Annotated in this window: 15 protein-coding genes; 3 read left to right on the top strand and 12 right to left on the bottom strand. The window is 42.0% G+C overall.

Annotation, left to right across the window (positions count from 1 at the left end; translation table 11 throughout):
- Window positions 1-681: 681 nt before the first annotated feature.
- Entirely contained in the window at window positions 682-2,121 is a 1,440-nt protein-coding gene (gene proS / locus MHZ95_RS20355) for a proline--tRNA ligase (RefSeq protein WP_239392624.1), read from the bottom strand.
- A gap of 527 nt (window positions 2,122-2,648) precedes the next feature.
- On the opposite strand from proS, the gene MHZ95_RS20360 reads away from it, so the two are divergent.
- On the top strand, window positions 2,649-3,374 hold the full coding sequence (locus MHZ95_RS20360) for a sulfite exporter TauE/SafE family protein (protein ID WP_239392625.1): 726 nt from the start codon (window positions 2,649-2,651) through the stop codon (window positions 3,372-3,374).
- A gap of 135 nt (window positions 3,375-3,509) precedes the next feature.
- Here the strand turns inward: MHZ95_RS20360 and MHZ95_RS20365 are convergent, their stop codons facing one another.
- A complete protein-coding gene (locus tag MHZ95_RS20365; protein ID WP_239392626.1) occupies window positions 3,510-4,244 on the bottom strand; it encodes a sulfite exporter TauE/SafE family protein in 735 nt (244 codons plus the stop codon).
- Window positions 4,245-4,450: 206 nt separating this feature from the next.
- Here MHZ95_RS20365 and MHZ95_RS20370 point away from each other — a divergent pair, with 206 nt between their 5' ends.
- Window positions 4,451-4,699, top strand: coding sequence for a hypothetical protein (locus MHZ95_RS20370; protein ID WP_239392627.1), 249 nt, complete (start codon window positions 4,451-4,453; stop codon window positions 4,697-4,699).
- Between the two features lie 118 nt (window positions 4,700-4,817).
- On the opposite strand, the gene MHZ95_RS20375 is transcribed toward MHZ95_RS20370, so the two are convergent.
- Both MHZ95_RS20375 and MHZ95_RS20380 read right to left on the bottom strand, forming a co-directional pair.
- The gene (locus MHZ95_RS20375; protein WP_239392628.1) at window positions 4,818-5,747 is read right to left on the bottom strand and encodes a bile acid:sodium symporter family protein; all 930 of its coding nucleotides are present in this window, start codon (window positions 5,745-5,747) and stop codon (window positions 4,818-4,820) included.
- 109 nt (window positions 5,748-5,856) lie between these two features.
- Window positions 5,857-6,510 (bottom strand): GGDEF domain-containing protein, encoded by a 654-nt coding sequence (locus MHZ95_RS20380; protein WP_239392629.1) that lies wholly within the window; start codon window positions 6,508-6,510, stop codon window positions 5,857-5,859.
- A gap of 174 nt (window positions 6,511-6,684) precedes the next feature.
- Here MHZ95_RS20380 and MHZ95_RS20385 point away from each other — a divergent pair, with 174 nt between their 5' ends.
- Window positions 6,685-7,125, top strand: coding sequence for a MarR family winged helix-turn-helix transcriptional regulator (locus MHZ95_RS20385; protein WP_239392630.1), 441 nt, complete (start codon window positions 6,685-6,687; stop codon window positions 7,123-7,125).
- 108 nt (window positions 7,126-7,233) lie between these two features.
- Here MHZ95_RS20385 and MHZ95_RS20390 read toward each other — a convergent pair whose 3' ends face one another.
- The 8 genes from MHZ95_RS20390 to MHZ95_RS20425 form a co-directional block, all read right to left on the bottom strand.
- A complete protein-coding gene (locus tag MHZ95_RS20390) occupies window positions 7,234-9,051 on the bottom strand; it encodes an ABC transporter ATP-binding protein (RefSeq protein WP_239392631.1) in 1,818 nt (605 codons plus the stop codon).
- Window positions 9,044-10,786: an ABC transporter ATP-binding protein gene (locus tag MHZ95_RS20395; protein WP_239392632.1), complete on the bottom strand. Its 1,743-nt coding sequence runs from the start codon at window positions 10,784-10,786 to the stop codon at window positions 9,044-9,046. The genes MHZ95_RS20390 and MHZ95_RS20395 overlap by 8 nt, the downstream gene beginning before the upstream one ends.
- Complete coding sequence (locus MHZ95_RS20400) at window positions 10,783-11,256, bottom strand: PadR family transcriptional regulator (protein WP_239392633.1); 474 nt, start codon at window positions 11,254-11,256, stop codon at window positions 10,783-10,785. Before MHZ95_RS20400 ends, MHZ95_RS20395 begins: the two co-directional genes overlap by 4 nt.
- A gap of 127 nt (window positions 11,257-11,383) precedes the next feature.
- Window positions 11,384-12,004 (bottom strand): NAD(P)-dependent oxidoreductase, encoded by a 621-nt coding sequence (locus tag MHZ95_RS20405; protein WP_239392634.1) that lies wholly within the window; start codon window positions 12,002-12,004, stop codon window positions 11,384-11,386.
- A gap of 330 nt (window positions 12,005-12,334) precedes the next feature.
- A complete protein-coding gene (locus MHZ95_RS20410; RefSeq protein ID WP_239392635.1) occupies window positions 12,335-13,405 on the bottom strand; it encodes a P1 family peptidase in 1,071 nt (356 codons plus the stop codon).
- A 60-nt stretch (window positions 13,406-13,465) separates the two neighbouring features.
- A complete protein-coding gene (locus tag MHZ95_RS20415) occupies window positions 13,466-14,284 on the bottom strand; it encodes a M55 family metallopeptidase (RefSeq protein ID WP_239392636.1) in 819 nt (272 codons plus the stop codon).
- Between the two features lie 154 nt (window positions 14,285-14,438).
- Window positions 14,439-15,287, bottom strand: coding sequence for a D-amino-acid transaminase (gene dat / locus MHZ95_RS20420; RefSeq protein WP_239392637.1), 849 nt, complete (start codon window positions 15,285-15,287; stop codon window positions 14,439-14,441).
- A gap of 54 nt (window positions 15,288-15,341) precedes the next feature.
- On the bottom strand, window positions 15,342-16,361 hold the full coding sequence (locus MHZ95_RS20425) for a winged-helix domain-containing protein (protein WP_239392638.1): 1,020 nt from the start codon (window positions 16,359-16,361) through the stop codon (window positions 15,342-15,344).

Consider the following 16,361-nt stretch of genomic DNA (forward strand, 5'->3'; position numbering starts at 1 on the left):
TAGCCAAGCGGACCGGCAAGGTATTCCTGTACAACCATCAGTTTAAAAGATTCACTATATTTAGCCATAATAAAACACCCCAAAAGTTAGATTTTGACTCTAACTTTCGGGGTGCATATCATGTAGGGTGGTTTTCTTGTTTTCTAATACTTTCTTCCGAAAGATGAATGCGCTTGATTCACGCACGATCCCTTTCAGAATCTCTCTAACCTCAAGGAAGGCATCCTAATTGCACCGCATCCTGCGGTAACGGATGCATGACCTACATCCTGTAGGCCCAAAAGTTTCCATGATTATCACCTCCTTTCCTTAACGGAAAGAAGAATGACAACCAATCCACCCTTACAATAGTCAGCTGTACTTTTAGTTTACCATAGTCAGAATAAATTTCGAACATATTTTCTCATATTACTAATATCCACGTGAAAGTATTCAAACTGTATGAAAAACGCTCCCATCGATTCATTCGAAGGAGCGTTTTTCATTTCATAACTTGCTTCAGCAGGAGTCACCACTTCTATAAGTGACGGGAGGAATGCCAGAAATGCACTTTAATTAGTGGCAGTTCAAACCCCGGCTGAATCAAGTTAAGCCTCCGGCGGATGTCACGGATTTTGAAAGGAATCAATTGCGCAAGCGCAATTCAAAATCCGGACGCAATTACGCCAAGGCGTAATTGATTTAGTAGGCACGGCCAAACCAAACCGTATGTTGCGCTTCTTTTCCACAGTTGATACAAGTGGATTTCTTCGCTGGTGGGTTGAATGGGATATTACGTGTTGTGAATTTCGTTTCTTCTTTGACGTGTTCTTCACAAGCATCATCTCCACACCAACCTGCAAGGATCCATCCAGGAATTTCGCCTTTTTCTGTTGAGTCGGCAATATGCTTCGTCAATTGTTCCAGTGAATCGACGTGTGTGTGGGAATGCTGTTCACGGAATGCACGTGCTTTTTCGAGTAAGCGTGTTTGCATCGTCTTTAATTCCGCTTCAATGCTATCGACGATCGCAGCAAGATCGACTGCCACTTTTTCGTCTTCATCACGTGCTTTCATCAGTGCTTGGTTCTTTTCCAAGTCGCGTGGTCCAAGTTCCACTCGAACCGGTACCCCTTTTAGCTCCCATTCATTGAATTTGAAGCCTGGGGATTGATCGGAATCGTCCAAACGGACACGGATGCCTTTCGCCTTCAGTTCTGCAAACACTTCATCCAATTTCTCCATAATAGCAGGGTTTTTCTTCCATGGCCCTACTGGAATCAAAACAACTTGTGTCGGCGCAATACGTGGTGGAAGGACAAGACCTTGCTCATCACCATGCACCATGATGACAGAACCGATTAGACGTGTTGATGTTCCCCAAGATGTTGTATGAACAAATTCATGCTTGTTTTCTTTCGTTAAATATTTAATATCGAATGCTTCCGCAAACTTCGTTCCTAAATAATGGGAGGTTCCTGCTTGTACCGCTTTTCCGTCTTTCATCATCGCTTCGATGGAATACGTATCGACAGCGCCCGCAAAACGCTCGGATGGTGTCTTTTGACCGTCGTATACAGGGATTGCAAGTAAATCTTCCACAACTTCTTTATAGATGTTGAGCATTTGCATCGTTTCGTGACGAGCTTCCTCTTCATCCGCGTGTGCCGTATGCCCTTCTTGCCATAAAAACTCAGACGTACGGATGAACGGCAATGTTTTCTTCTCCCAACGGAAGACGTTTGCCCATTGGTTGATCAGTACAGGAAGATCCCGATAACTTTTCACCCAATCGGAATAGAGATGCCCGATCATCGTTTCAGATGTAGGACGAAGGGCTAAGCGCTCTTCCAATTTTTCGCCCGCAGCTTCCGTCACCCAAGGCAGTTCTGGTGAAAATCCTTCAATATGATCTTTCTCTTTTTGGAAAAAATTCTCCGGAATGAGCATCGGGAAATAAGCATTGCGATGTCCCGTTTCTTTAAATCGTCTGTCCATTTCCGCTTGGATATGCTCCCAAATTTCGTAGCCATCCGGTTTAAAAGCGATACACCCGCGAACCGGTGTATAGTCCATTAAATCCGCCTTTTGAATCGTGTCGATATACCATTTTGAAAAATCATTTTGTTGCTGATTGGTCATTAAATTCCCCTCCTAAAATATCGAAAAGCGCAGGGCGCCCGTTTAGACGCGACAGGCATAAGTCGATTCAGCGACGTGGCGGTTTTTGCCACATAGCTGGATTGCTTATAACCCGAGCGTCTGGCGCCCGGAGCCTGGACAATGAAAAACACAAAGCTATCCCTCTACAAGGACGTCTTTGTGCTGAATGGACGTGGTACCACCTTACTTTAGCCTACCTGAATGTAAGCCCTCTAGACGTTTGGTAACGAAAACGACTCGGTTATGTTGGCATAACATCTCGGTGGTAGGTTTCAATAAGAAGCGGTGATATAGCTCTCAGCAATACGCTATACTTTCTGGTTCACAATTCTTATTTACTTGGTCACGTCAAAGATTGCATATTAGTTATATATAATATAGCAAACGTTGAATGCTTATACAATCCGGATGTGAGCCATTCGACGGATTATGGCAACCATTCAAAAATTCCGCCTTCAAAATGGTAAAATACTTATACGTGAATTTGTTGAATGAGGAGGTATATTTTGGGGACTGGATTTATTTTTGTATGTATTGTACTTATTGCTTCTATCCTTCAATCGAGTACAGGTTTTGGGTTCTCCATCATGGCAACACCTTTTTTGCTCATGTTATTTCGTCCACAAGAAGCTATACAAATCAACATTATCCTCTCTTTGATCATCTCAATCTCCCTCATTTTCAAGATACACAAGGAGATTGATTTCATCCTATTGAAAAGATTTGTTGTAGGGAGCATTGTTGGAGTACCTTTAGGTATTTTCATCTTTGTTACGCTGAATATAAATGCATTAAAATTAGGAGTCAGCCTTCTTCTCATGCTTTTAACACTTTTACTCATATGCAACTTCAAGATTCAATCCACAGCATTCAGAGATTTCATTGTTGGCGGGGTATCAGGCATTTTAACGACGAGCATCGGGATGCCTGGACCTCCGTTATTGCTTTACTTAACAGGAACAGACACTGAAAAAGGGAAGCTAAGAGCTACAACATTAGCCTTTTACCTCTTTATCTATTTCGTCAGTCTCCTCACGCAAATAATCTTTACCGGAACAAACCAAGTGATATGGCAATCTAGTCTCTATGCTATTCCACTAGTGTTTGTTGGGTTATTTTTAGGTCAAATCATTTTCAAATGGCTGAACCAGCAGTTTTTCCGAGTGCTTACCTATATTCTTTTGATGATTGCAGGGATTTCGCTTTTACTTGAAAGTTTACGTTTGTTGTAGTTATGTATCCCATTACCAGCATACCCATTTCTAGCCCATAACGGTTGAGCTATCTCATTAAGCAATTAGTGAGATAGTCTTTTTAATGCTTGTCATAAGGCAAGCCTCTTTCCATACACATTGACCCATGTCAGGTCATCCAAAATACTCCACAACAATTTGCATGATTAGCAAAACCGTCACAGCCCGAAGAATCGGTTTGACCTGTTCTTTTTTCAATTTACGTGCGAGCCGAACACCAAGCTGTGCGCCGCTGACGGATCCAAGCATTAACGCAAGCGTCAAAGGCCAAATGATTTTCCCCGTCGAAATATAACTGATCGAGGCCCCGAAACAGCTTGAAAAAACCATAATCCGAGTCAGTCCGACAGCCCGCAAATAAGCTATTTTCAACCGTCCATATAAATACAAGGCAAGCGTCCCGCTTCCCGGACCAAACACGCCATCATAAATGCCGATCCCGTACAAGGAAGCAGCACTTTTTTTCGTGAACCGGAATCGCTCATTGCCATCGAAGTCCGCTTTCCCTAGAAAGGATGTGATAAATGCAAAACTCAACAACACGACCGCAATGATGATCAGCCATTCCTCTTTCAGATGGGATGCGATTACCCCACCGGTAATTCCGCCCGCCAGGCCGATTGGAACAACCGTCAGCGCTTCTTTGACCGTTACTTCCTTCTCTCTGTAAATCATAAAAAAACTGGAAAACGAGCCCACTGTATTTGATACTTTATTGGCCCCGATTGCAGAGTGAACCGGTACGCCCATCAACAACATAGCCGGCAGACTGATCAATCCACCGCCCCCTGCCAACGTGCCGAGCGTTGAGGCAGCAAAACCAATGATACAAAGCAAAATATATTCCATACGACATCCTTCTTTCAACGAAAACCTCTATAACACTAGCATAATCTTCCTTTAGTCATAAGTAAATTCAATTATCCAAATGAAAGGGCATTCGAAAAACAAATACAGATAATCCGGTAATGAAAAACAGATGTTTTTCAACTCATAAACCCCTCTCTCCTGCCATATAGTTAGTCAGTATGAATCGGCAATTGGAGGGGGATTTCATGCAAACAAAAGAAAAGCGTTTACGGCGTGTCCAACGCCTCGCCCATGAAATCATGGATGAGATGAACCGGGCGAAAGAGCCAAGACCCTGTGAAACATTAAACCTTGTCATTGATAATCTATCTCGGGCCGTCGGGGATATTACCGACCCATCCGGCAATTATTCGCTCCGTTATTTAGAAGAAAAAGTGGAAAATGCCCATTCTCTATTATTTCAAAACAGTAAGAGGGGGCGGATCCATTCCTAATATGCCTTGGCTCCCTCCGCGATCCAGTGTCAGAAAAATACCTCCTTAGCAAGACACCCTGATTGAATAAAGCGAAAAGCTCCAAGTTCTAGCTTACGTTAGAACTTGGAGCCTTTACTCATTTATCAGCTTTTTTGCTCCACCATGTTGCAAGCAACGAACCTGAAATATTATGCCAGACACTAAAGATGGCACTTGGTACTGCGGCAAGTGGTGAAAAATGAGCTGCCGCCAATGCCGCACCAAGTCCGGAGTTCTGCATGCCCACCTCGATGGCAATGGCTTTCCGATCGGAATAGTCTAACTTCAATAGACGAGCAGCTAAATAACCTAACATATAGCCAAGAGAATTATGCAAAATAACAACTAATAAAATCAGCAAGCCCGTCTCCGCGATTTTCTGCTGACTTCCACTGACAACCGCCGCGACAATAGCAACAATTGCAATGACCGAAACAAGTGGCATTGCTTTTACACTTTGTTCCACTTGCTTGCGGAAAAGCATCTTGACAACAAGACCAAGGATAATAGGAATAAGGACAATTTTCACGACCGACAAGAACATGTCGCCAGCCGAAACTGGTAACCATTTACTCGCTAACAATAAAATCAATGCCGGTGTTACAAATGGAGCCAATAAAGTCGTGCAAGATGTAATCGCAACGGATAAAGCCACATTTCCTCTCGCCAAAAAGGTCATAACGTTAGACGAAGTACCACCAGGACAGCAACCTACAAGGATGACGCCAGCTGCGACTTCAGGCGGTAGTTTAAAGGCAACAGCGAGTCCGAAAGCAAGGAGCGGCATAATCGTAAATTGTGCCAGGACACCAATCGCCACATTTTTCGGCTGTTTCAATACCTCTCTAAAATCATCCACTGATAAGGTCATCCCCATACCGAACATAATGATTCCAAGCAGTATAGATATATAAGGTGCAATCCACGTAAAACCATCTGGTATAAAAAATGCCAATGCCGCAAATAACAATACCCACACTGCGAAAGTATTGCCCGCGAATTGGCTAATTCGATCTAATAGCTTCATTTATGCCAACCTCCTTAATGATGTATAGAATGATTATACACATATCTCGGAGTTTTACAATAAGTAAAAAAACAGAAAAACGACAGACCTCTAAAGCTTGTAAATCCTCTTAGAATCTGCCGCCCTCTTTCATCTCTTTTGCTTTGTACATCGCCCCATCGGCCATCCTCAACAATTCCTGCAACCTCTCCCCATCATCAGGATAGACAGAACCTCCAATGGAAGCACCGATCACAGGCAGATTGTCGACATTTCCCCCTTTCAGCTTCTGTAGAAGCCCTTCGATATAAACAGACTTGAAATCTTCTTGGCAGTCAGGGACAAGAATTACGAATTCATCCCCACCCCAGCGCGCTACCCAATCATCTTTCCTCCTGAAATCCTCCAAAATGGAAGCAACATGAACAAGCACTTCATCGCCTATCTGGTGACCGAAAGAATCGTTGATTTCCTTAAAGTTGTTCAAGTCCAGCATGATGATCCCAAGCTTCTTTTCTTCTTTTTTACACGTCGCTGCAAGCTTTCGAAAAGACCGCTCCAGTGTTCGACGATTATAGGTATTTGTTAAAGGATCTTTCTCAGAATAGTATTTAGCACGATCAAACTGCTTGCCGCACCACCAAGCAATGGCTAAGAAAATAGCCGTCAATATAAAAAAATTCGCTTTGAAAGGCAATCCTAAATATTGATGGTAATAAAAATAACGAAGGAGATTGAAGAGACCAACGACTCCAACCGCAAAAATCCTTCCCTTATACCTCACAAACGTCACTCATTTCTTTATTGTGCTAAAGTATATTATAACATTTTGGTAGCGACCAAATCATTACCTAGAACTGCAGATCATGAGTAAAATGCGACTGAAAGTCAACCAAATTGACATCCAATAATGGATTCCGTATAGTTAGTGGCGAAGATCGTGATCGGGGTGAATCGTTTGAGTTCAAACGTTGAATTGCAAAATTTAGATCTAATCGATTTATTGAGTGAACGTCATAGTTTGCTCCGTAAAATTTCTGAGCAGGCTTGGAACAATCAAAGCGATATTTATATTTCCAATTCTGAATGGTATATTATGGCCCGCATTTATAAAAAACGACCCACTATTTCATACGTAAACAAAAATGTAGAAATCTCCCGCCAGGCCATCCATAAATTCATTAAACAGCTTGAGGCAAAAGGATTAATCGAAATCCATAACGTAGAAAACAACAAGAAAGAGAAATGTGTGCAGTTAACAGCTTTAGGCGAAGCATGCTATGAAAAAAATGAGGCACTGAAAGCTCAGCTGGAACAGAAAGTCGCGGAAAAAATAGGTGCAGAACAAGTAAAACTGTTGAAGGACTTATTAGCACTTGAGTGGGGAATCGAATCATAATGCTTAAATAAGCACCTCCTATTCGTCGACGCTGTTGACAAGTAGGAGGTGCTTTTCCCTAAATATGACGATTACTTAAAAACGGATATTATTTTAGCACCATTATCTTCAAATCGTAAACTGGCTTTCGTACAGTTCATGATAAAAGCCTTCCTTTTCGAGCAGTTCCTCGTGCGTACCCGATTCGATCAGTTCTCCATGACGGATGACTATAATGCGATCAGCACTTTCGATTGTTTTTAAACGGTGAGCAATGACGAAACTCGTTCGACCTTGCAATAACTGATTGAGCCCTTTTTGAATCTCAATTTCTGTTTTTGTATCAACACTCGATGTCGCTTCATCTAAAATCAAGATGTCCGAATCGGCTAAAATTGCGCGTGCAATGGCGATTAATTGACGTTGCCCTTGACTTAAACTGGAGCCTCCAGACATGATATGCGTTTTATACTGCTCGGGCAAATGCTTGATAAATCCATGTGCGGAAGCCATTTTGGCGGCAGAAACGACTTCTTCATCCGTTGCTTCCAAACGACCGTAACGGATATTTTCCATAATCGTCCCTGAAAATAGATAGGTATCTTGAAGGACAATGCCAATTCTTTCGCGTAACTGATCGAGTTCATAATCCTTAATTCTGCGACCATCAATCATAATTTCTCCGGAATCAATATCATAAAAGCGCATCAATAGATTGATGATCGTCGTTTTCCCTGAACCAGTCGGTCCTACCAAAGCCACTTTCTCACCCGGTTTGGCATGAAAGCTAATCGATTTTAAGATCGGCTTATCGGCCTCATAAGAAAAGTTTACATTGGAAAACTGGACATCCCCTTGAAAAGAATCGATCGCGATCGCATTCTTTTTAGTTTGGACATCTGGCGTCTCATCCATAATTTCAAATACCCGCTCTGCACCGGCAATCGCTGACTGGAAAGTATTAAGTAAACTGGACAATTGATTGATCGGTCGGAAAAACTGACGTGAATACGTAACAAACGCAGCGATAATTCCTACGGTAGCCAATTCGTGCAATGTCAGCAATGCTCCTATTGCAATGATCAGCGTAAGTCCAAGGTTGTTAATAAAGTTATTGATCGGACCCATAAATCCCGAAACTGTGTCAGCCGCGGTTGCTGACTGTCGCAGCCTTTCATTGACGACATCGAATTTCTGGAATGTCTTTTCCTCTTGGCTGAAAAGTGAAATCACTTCGTTTCCTGAAATGGCTTCTTCGATAAAACCGTTCAATTCACCTAAATCTCGCTGTCTCTTGATAAAATTACTACTGCTATACTTAATGATCTTTTTCGTCGTGAAAATAATTAATGGAAGAACAATTAGCGACACGATCGCCAGCATCCAATTCAATAAGAACATCGCAATCGTAACACCTGACACCATTAAAATAGTGGAAATAATTTGGACGACACTTTGACTCAGCGCATTATTTAAACTTTCAATGTCATTCGTCACGCGGCTCATCAAGTCGCCATGCGTACGTTTATCAAAAAATCGCAACGACAATGTCTGAAACTTATCAAATAAATCCTGACGTAACATGCGGATCGTTTGAAGCGATACACGAACCATCAAAAAGTTATGCAGCCATGTGAGTATGGAAGAAAGAATATAAATAGCGGCTAATAGAAGTAACAGCCGAATGGTCCCGCTGATATCCTTAGGGATGATATAATCATCGACAATCTTGCCGATTAAATAAGGCACCAGCAAGCCTAATAAGGTAGACAAGATGACTAACACCATTGAGCTAATGATCGCCACTCTCTGTTTACTCATATACGCCCATATCCGCTTAATGGTCCCTTTTCTATCCTTTGCTTTGACGACTGGTCCACCAAATCCTCTTGGACCACGCGCACGGGCCACAATATTGACAGCAGGTTGTCCGGAAGCTTTACTCATAGGAAAGAACCCCCTTCCCGCGTTGCGTTTCATAGATTTCACGATAAATACCACTCGTTAGTAGCAATTCTTCATGGGTGCCACTTGCTTTAATTCTTCCATCATCCATCACAAGAATTTGATCGGCATCGATAATCGAGGACACTTTCGAGGAAATGATGAACTTAGTCGTATTTGGATAGCACTGCTTCAACACTTGCTGCACCGAAGCTTCCGATATCGCATCTACGGCAGAAGTCGAGTCATCCAATACCAAAATGTTAGGCTGTCGAATAAAAGCACGCGCCATCGATAGACGCTGTTTCTGACCGCCAGATAGATTCGTCGCCCCTTGCATCAGTTCATGCGCAAACTTCCCATCCAATTTCTCAATAAATTCAGTAGCCACAGCAAAATCAGCCGCTTCCTTCATTTCCTCAAGTCCCGCGTCTTCTTTACCGAAACGCAGATTTTCTTCAATCGTCCCTGAAAACAACAGCGCTTTTTGTGGGACAAAACCAATGCTCTTTCGTAATCTTTGAAGCGAATATGTTTTACTATTTAGCCCATCAATAAGAATCTCTCCCGAATCGGGGTCATAGAGACGTGGAAGCAATTTGACAAGCGTCGATTTCCCACTGCCCGTCGATCCGATGACACCGATTGTCTCCCCCGCTTTTGCCTGGAATGAAATGTCTTTTAGCACATGTTCCCCATTTTTACTGTAGCTAAAGTTCACATGCCTAAATTCCACGTCGCCTTGAATTTCTGGAGAAGAAGCCGCTGAGTCGACTTCCTGAATACTACTTTCCGTATTCAGCACTTGCCCGATTCGATTGGCCGACGTAAACGACCGGGTAATCTGCATGAGCACATGGCTACTCGTCATTAATCCATGCATAATAATATTCAAGTAATTAATAAAAGCTAAAATGACGCCGACTTGAAGAGTTCCTTCATTTACTTTTATCGCTCCCATCCACATCCCGGCAACGACGCCCAGATTGACGACAAAAAGCATAATAGGCATCAATGACAGAATCACTTGCTCAGCAGTCAGATTCCGCTTCGTCAACGTATCATTCACTTTACGAAACGTTTCTTGCTCATACCCCTGCCGATTAAACGCTTTAATCACCCGGATACCCGCAAATGTTTCTTGAAGCTTTGTATTCACCGCATCCATCGCTTTCTGTACTTTGGCGAACAGCTTTCCGGATTGAGAAGAAAAATAATAAATAAAGGCCATCAAGATAGGAATCACCACGACGAGTACCGGAAACAATTCTCGGGCCGTCAACCAAACAATCACCACAGCGCCGATAAACAACAGCGGTCCACGAACAAAGACGCGCAACGTCATCATTACGGCTTGCTGAACAGCTGTTACATCATTCGTCAAAATGGTGATTAACTTTCCAGCACTAAACGTATCAACCGTTTCGCTTGAAAACTTTTCCGCTTTTTTGAACACATCACGACGTATATCCGCTGCAAAATTGACAGCTGCTTTTGTACTGTAAATCGAACTTCCCGCCCCGCCAATTAAACCGATAAAAGCGGTCACAATCATAAATAAGCCCAGCTTTATCACATAGGCATTGTCATTATTCGCGATTCCCACGTCGATCATATGCTGCATGATCGTCGGTTGCAGTAGATCCATTGCCACTTCAATACACATTAAAAGCGGACCTAAAATCGCAAAAAGGGTATAAGGCTTAATATATGGAAATAGTTTTTTCAGGGAACTCATTGCTTCCCTCCCTCATTATCTTTCTTGAGTAATTCAGTCATTTCTTCTATAAACGTAATAAGTTTCCCGGTTTTTTCAGGATCTTTTCTTGCTTGTTTGATCGCCTTTCGCAATTCTTCTTCCCAAGCTTCCGTCACAGCCTTTAACTGAATGGCTTCTTTCGAGCTACGCCAAACGAATCGCGCTTTCCATTCACTCCAAAAATCGCCTTCACGCCGCTTCACAAACTCTTCCAAGCGTTTCATTCCACTTTCTGTAATGAGATACGCCTTTTTATCGGATGCCGGTTCAAGTGCAATCATTTCCTGCTCCAACAACTCTTGAAGCGCCGGGTAAACGGTGCCTGCACTTGCTGAATAGAATCCTCCTGCCCGCTCTTCCAATTCCCTCATGATCCGATAGCCATGCATCGACTCTTCCTTGAGTAAATGCAAAATCGCGATTTGTACAAACCCTCTCCGCCTTCTCATCTAAATCCTCTCCCCGCTATATATATCGATTATATTAAACGATATATCGAATGAATGCAATCGTAATGAAAAGAGACAAAACCGGCTCACTAGGAGTAGCCGGTTTTGTCTTAGATCCATTATGCAACTAGTAAGCAATACCCACTCGTGCTTTCAAGAATTCTGTACTCGTGATCTGTTGATAGGTAAAGTCTGCGGTATCCTCAACGGATATGACCGTTCCGCCTTCCGGCAAAAAATCCCTTTCAACACGATACGTTCCCGTCAGTTCCCCATCCGGTAAATAGGTAGGGCAGACAATCGTCCAATCACAGTCCGACTGATTAAGTATTTCATACGCTTTATGGTGCTCTTCAGCTGCACGTGTGAGCTTACGTTTCGATTCAGCCGACTGATAGCGGAGTACATCTGGTGTTGTTCTGCTTTGTAAGATGCCAGCTGTCCCGACTGTTAGTATCCGTTTGATGTTTTCTTTTTCCATCGCTTCCAAGATCAACGGCATACTTTCGGACAAAGTCGTTGTCTGGTCTGTATTTAACGTGCTGATGATGATATCCATCCCGGACATAGCACGTTCAACGTCCTGCTTGTTCAAGACATTCCCTTGAACAATTTGTAAGTTTTCGTCCCTCAAAGTCATTTTTTCTGGATTCCGAACGAGTGCAGTGACATGATGGCCATCACGCAACGCATGCACAACCACTCGACTCCCAACCCGACCCGTTGCACCTAAAACTAAAATCTTCATGAGAAACACCTTCCTTCTACAAACAGTATAGATGATTGGAAGAGCTTATATAAGACGAAGTAGTTTCCGTCAAAGCGATTCGAACAAATAATAAAGACATAGATGAAATACAATAAAAAAGGTCGCCCGTTGTTTGCGCATCGAACGACCATTTATAATAAAGTAGGTTCCCTCCAAGGGGATCGGCGTCTTGAATGAAATAACCCATCCTTGCTGAGTGTTCAACTCAGCTAGGATGGGTTATTTGTATTAAAATGTAAGCATCGCCCCGATCAACGTCGCGAAAGCTACCGCAAACATTAATGCTTCGAGTTCAAGGAGCATGGATTTTTATCCAAAGGGATAAGCGTGAACAATACTCCCCTTCCTCCCTTTCGTTGTCACTGCTTGGGACAATGAATTTAATATTGCTTCCTCAGCAACGTCGACGGCACCTTCAAAAAGATCATTCATGACTGGATGATCCTCTCGTAATTGATGTCGTACTTCCATCGACTCTTTTGTAAAATGTGCTATTTTATGGGCTGTGGAAAAAGCAATAACAATATCTCCACTGCCATGACTGAAATGGCTGCCTGTTCTGCCTAATCCAATACCGCATCTTTTGGCCACTCGCTGAAGCTGTCTACTACTTAATGGTGCATCCGTAGCCAGCACCAATATAATTGAACCATCTGCAGTTTTCGGATAGGATGGAACATCCTTATTTTTCGGGATGCTGTATTTTGAATGTTGAAAATCCTCTTTTCGTCCAAAATTACTAAGGACCATGCAGCCTACGGTATATGTATTTCCACCGCCCTCATCTTTAATAATTCTAGATGAAGAACCGATCCCCCCCTTATAACCGAAACAAATCATTCCTTTACCAGCCCCGATAGCCCCCTCAAGGGCAGCTTCAGTTGACGCTTCTTTTATCGCTGCTACCGCATGACTCGGTTGAATCGGCAAAGCGCGAATTGAATTTAACCGGCTATCATTACATTCCCCAACAACCAAATTGATCGTTCCTGTTGTTTCGCCTATCTCAGGATTTTCCTCCAACATATATTGCAAGGCTCCTTGTGTAACTGCAGGTACTGCAAAGGTATTCGTGAGCATGATAGGGGACTCAATCAAACCTAGTTCATTCACCTGTACAAGACCGGTTGTTTTACCGAAGCCATTTAAAACATAACTTGCACCCACTACTTTATACTTAAATAAGTTTTCACCATGTGGTAGGATAGCCGTTACCCCAGTACATGCATATTCGCCATCACCGTCATCTAACGGATGATCAAGTGTCACATGTCCGACCTTCACTCCCATTACATCGGTAATGCAATTCTTCTCACCAACTGGTAGACGACCAATCAAAATTCCTTTATCTCTAACTTTTCCTAGTACATATTGCGTCAAAATTATTCACCCCAAAGATTTTAATAACAGTTGCATTGTAAGAAACATCTTTACATTCTCTTATGAAACAGACCCGGCCATCATAATGGCACTTCGAATCATTCGATAACTATCTAACATGTCATTCATAACGAATGAAATCGTAAGCGGCCCTTCCCTTTTCACAATCGGTAAAATTTCAACTGCATCAGCTAATCCAGTATTTAAAAACTCCATTTTCACAAGGAACGGTGGATCCATTGTAAAAGGGATAATATCTTCGTGATTCTCGAGCGCTTTTTGGGTACCTTCTTTAATGAGTTCCCTCGCTACCATAGGATGTACATTAAGAGCTGTCGTACGATTTATCGTTTTCTTCACTTCAGCATGATGAATATTCGGTACACATTTCTCCGCTTCAATGGCCACTAAATCACATCCGGAAACAAAGATAACAGGAATATTGAAATAACCGGCAACAAGTGCATTTAACCCAAATTCTCCAAGTTCCATACCATTTATTTCAATTGATTTTACAACCCGGCCATTGAACGTATGGTTAAGGATTCCATCCGACCCCATTTTTGTGTGATAGCCTATAAAAATTGCTGCGTCGAAATCTGAACTGATCCCTTCCATCATCGCTAATTTCTTTGGGGAACCTAGAATAAGCTCTGCCTGCATATGCAATTTTTCATGATAGATATTTCGCATCGTTCCATGAGAATCATTGACTACGATTCGCCCGGCTCCTGCTTCCAATGCCCCCATAATGCATGCGTTAACCTCTTCCGTCATGAGCATCCTTGCGTGATCATGTTCTTTTCCATCCCGTGCTGTATGTTCACCATGAACAATTCCCGAAACCCCTTCAATATCTGCTGAAATAAAAATATTCATAACTGCACCTCGAAATAATTTATTTTTCCACATATCTAAATCACAAAAACTCCTACTAATTCGGATTGCCGGATACTGAATTCCGCCCAAATCCTCAATTAGAAGGAGTTATTCATGGATGAGGAGTACAGAAAATCCCACTTCCGTTTTTTACTCATGTATGTTGTACTATTTCAATTAACTCAAAAAACTTTTTATAGAGTAATCTTGTTATTTCCCCAGAAGCTCCGTCTTTTATCTTGTTCCCATCCACATATGCAATCGGCATGACTTCATTCGTTGTACTCGTTATGAATACTTCATCTGCCTGCAGTAACTCATCAGGTGTAAACTTTTTTTCAATAAATGGGATCTCGAGCATATTCGCAATATTTTTTACCGCCATGCGCGTAATACCAGGCAGGATTTGTTTCGATAATGGCGTTGTATAGATGGCATGATCCCTTACCATATACACATTCGAACTGGATCCTTCTGTCACAAAACCATCTTTTACAAGAATTGCCTCATAACCACCTACATCTTGTGCATTTTGCTTAGCCAATATATTCGGCAAAAGATTTAATGATTTTATATAACAATTTGCCCAACGCTCATCCTCATGGAAAATGGCAGTCTTACCGTTTTCACGTATCGCCTCTTCCGTTACACGCATAGGCTTAACCGTTAACGTGATGGAGACTGGAGCAGCTGGAAATAGATGTTGTCTCGGTGAAATGCCTCTTGTAATTTGAATATAGACATCACAATCCGCCAAACCCGATTTTTCAATCGATTCAGCAATAAGTTGTTGGATATCCTCATGGGACTGTTCAACGTTTAATTTAATGGCTATTGCACTCTTGAATAATCTTTGAACATGTTCTTCCAACATAAAGGGTTTTCCATGGTAGACCCTAATGACTTCATAGACTCCGTCACCAAATTGATGGCCTCTTTCATCGATTGGAATAACGGGTTTGTCGACCGGTATAAATTCGCCATTCACATAACCAATACTCATTACGCATTCCTCCCCATTGAACGCTACATTCCAAAATTAGTGTATTGAGCCATATTACATCGATTTTTCTACGGATTCAGCACCCGTACGTTTTGTATAATGACTCAGAAATTCTTCGCCCGTTTCAGATAATTTAGTGCCGCCTCTTCCTTGACGCGCGATGACCAATCCCAGTTCTTGCATAACTTCTAACCGTAACCGTAACTGCTGGGCAGATAAATCAAAACCAAGGTGCTGTAGTTTCTGCTTGACTGTTGTACGGCCAAACGATTCAAGTTTTCTTTTACCTTCTAGATAAATTGCCAAAATCGCTAAACTTTCCTCCAAAAAACCATGTTCTTCAATTTTTTTAACCATGGAACTCATTTCTTTTTCCGATAAAGGAACTGCATCTCCAGTTCGATCCTTATCCTCCATGTCTTCTCGTTTCTGTATCGATGGTTTTTTATAGTGAAAGTTGTATTTTTCATTTAATTTTTCGGCTAATGACAGTTGGGATTTGAAAAAACGCTTCATTAATATGTTCAGTTCATCGTCATCATTTAAGTGACTCGCTATTTCCAATACCGTATTAAAATCTAATGTCCTAGGTCCAATATCAATGACATTCTTAAATTGCTTTGGGACAAGCTCTTTTTCTCCAGGCGTAACGATAAGATCGATCTGGGAAGGGATTGGATTAATCGGATCATAAGCAATATATTCTTGCTCAAAGTGAATGTTTTTAAGAGATATCGCTGTTTCCTCTGCATGTTCAAGTGTGTCGTTAATGACAAGGATTTGTTGATTCTTGGGCAGACTTAAAAACTCTCTTGTACCTGCTATATTGACTTCTCGTTTTGCAACAATGATTGGACATGACGCCGGGATGAAGGGCCGTGTAATCCCCTTTAAGATTTCTTTTGAAAGAATGACGATATCTCCTTCCCCAATGACATCCATCGTCAACTCTTGTAAAGTGATCGCTAATACATCTATTTTGTCTCCAAGAATATCTACTAATTGGTACGCTGCAATATTTAAATAAGCTTCTTGTATCGCTATAACATGAAGTTTACGTTTAGAATGAACCAT

Source organism: Sporosarcina sp. ACRSM (assembly GCF_022346545.1).
Lineage (GTDB): Bacteria > Bacillota > Bacilli > Bacillales_A > Planococcaceae > Sporosarcina.

What these genes read in the sequence shown, in the direction of transcription:
- MHZ95_RS20375 (WP_239392628.1), bottom strand. Translation starts at nt 5,747, where the DNA reads ATGAAGCTATTAGATCGAATTAGCCAATTCGCGGGCAATACTTTCGCA.
- MHZ95_RS20370 (WP_239392627.1), top strand. Translation starts at nt 4,451, where the DNA reads ATGCAAACAAAAGAAAAGCGTTTACGGCGTGTCCAACGCCTCGCCCAT.
- MHZ95_RS20400 (WP_239392633.1), bottom strand. Translation starts at nt 11,256, where the DNA reads ATGAGAAGGCGGAGAGGGTTTGTACAAATCGCGATTTTGCATTTACTC.
- MHZ95_RS20390 (WP_239392631.1), bottom strand. Translation starts at nt 9,051, where the DNA reads ATGAGTAAAGCTTCCGGACAACCTGCTGTCAATATTGTGGCCCGTGCG.
- MHZ95_RS20395 (WP_239392632.1), bottom strand. Translation starts at nt 10,786, where the DNA reads ATGAGTTCCCTGAAAAAACTATTTCCATATATTAAGCCTTATACCCTT.
- dat (WP_239392637.1), bottom strand. Translation starts at nt 15,287, where the DNA reads ATGAGTATTGGTTATGTGAATGGCGAATTTATACCGGTCGACAAACCC.
- MHZ95_RS20365 (WP_239392626.1), bottom strand. Translation starts at nt 4,244, where the DNA reads ATGGAATATATTTTGCTTTGTATCATTGGTTTTGCTGCCTCAACGCTC.
- MHZ95_RS20415 (WP_239392636.1), bottom strand. Translation starts at nt 14,284, where the DNA reads ATGAATATTTTTATTTCAGCAGATATTGAAGGGGTTTCGGGAATTGTT.
- MHZ95_RS20425 (WP_239392638.1), bottom strand. Translation starts at nt 16,361, where the DNA reads ATGGTTCATTCTAAACGTAAACTTCATGTTATAGCGATACAAGAAGCT.
- MHZ95_RS20405 (WP_239392634.1), bottom strand. Translation starts at nt 12,004, where the DNA reads ATGAAGATTTTAGTTTTAGGTGCAACGGGTCGGGTTGGGAGTCGAGTG.
- proS (WP_239392624.1), bottom strand. Translation starts at nt 2,121, where the DNA reads ATGACCAATCAGCAACAAAATGATTTTTCAAAATGGTATATCGACACG.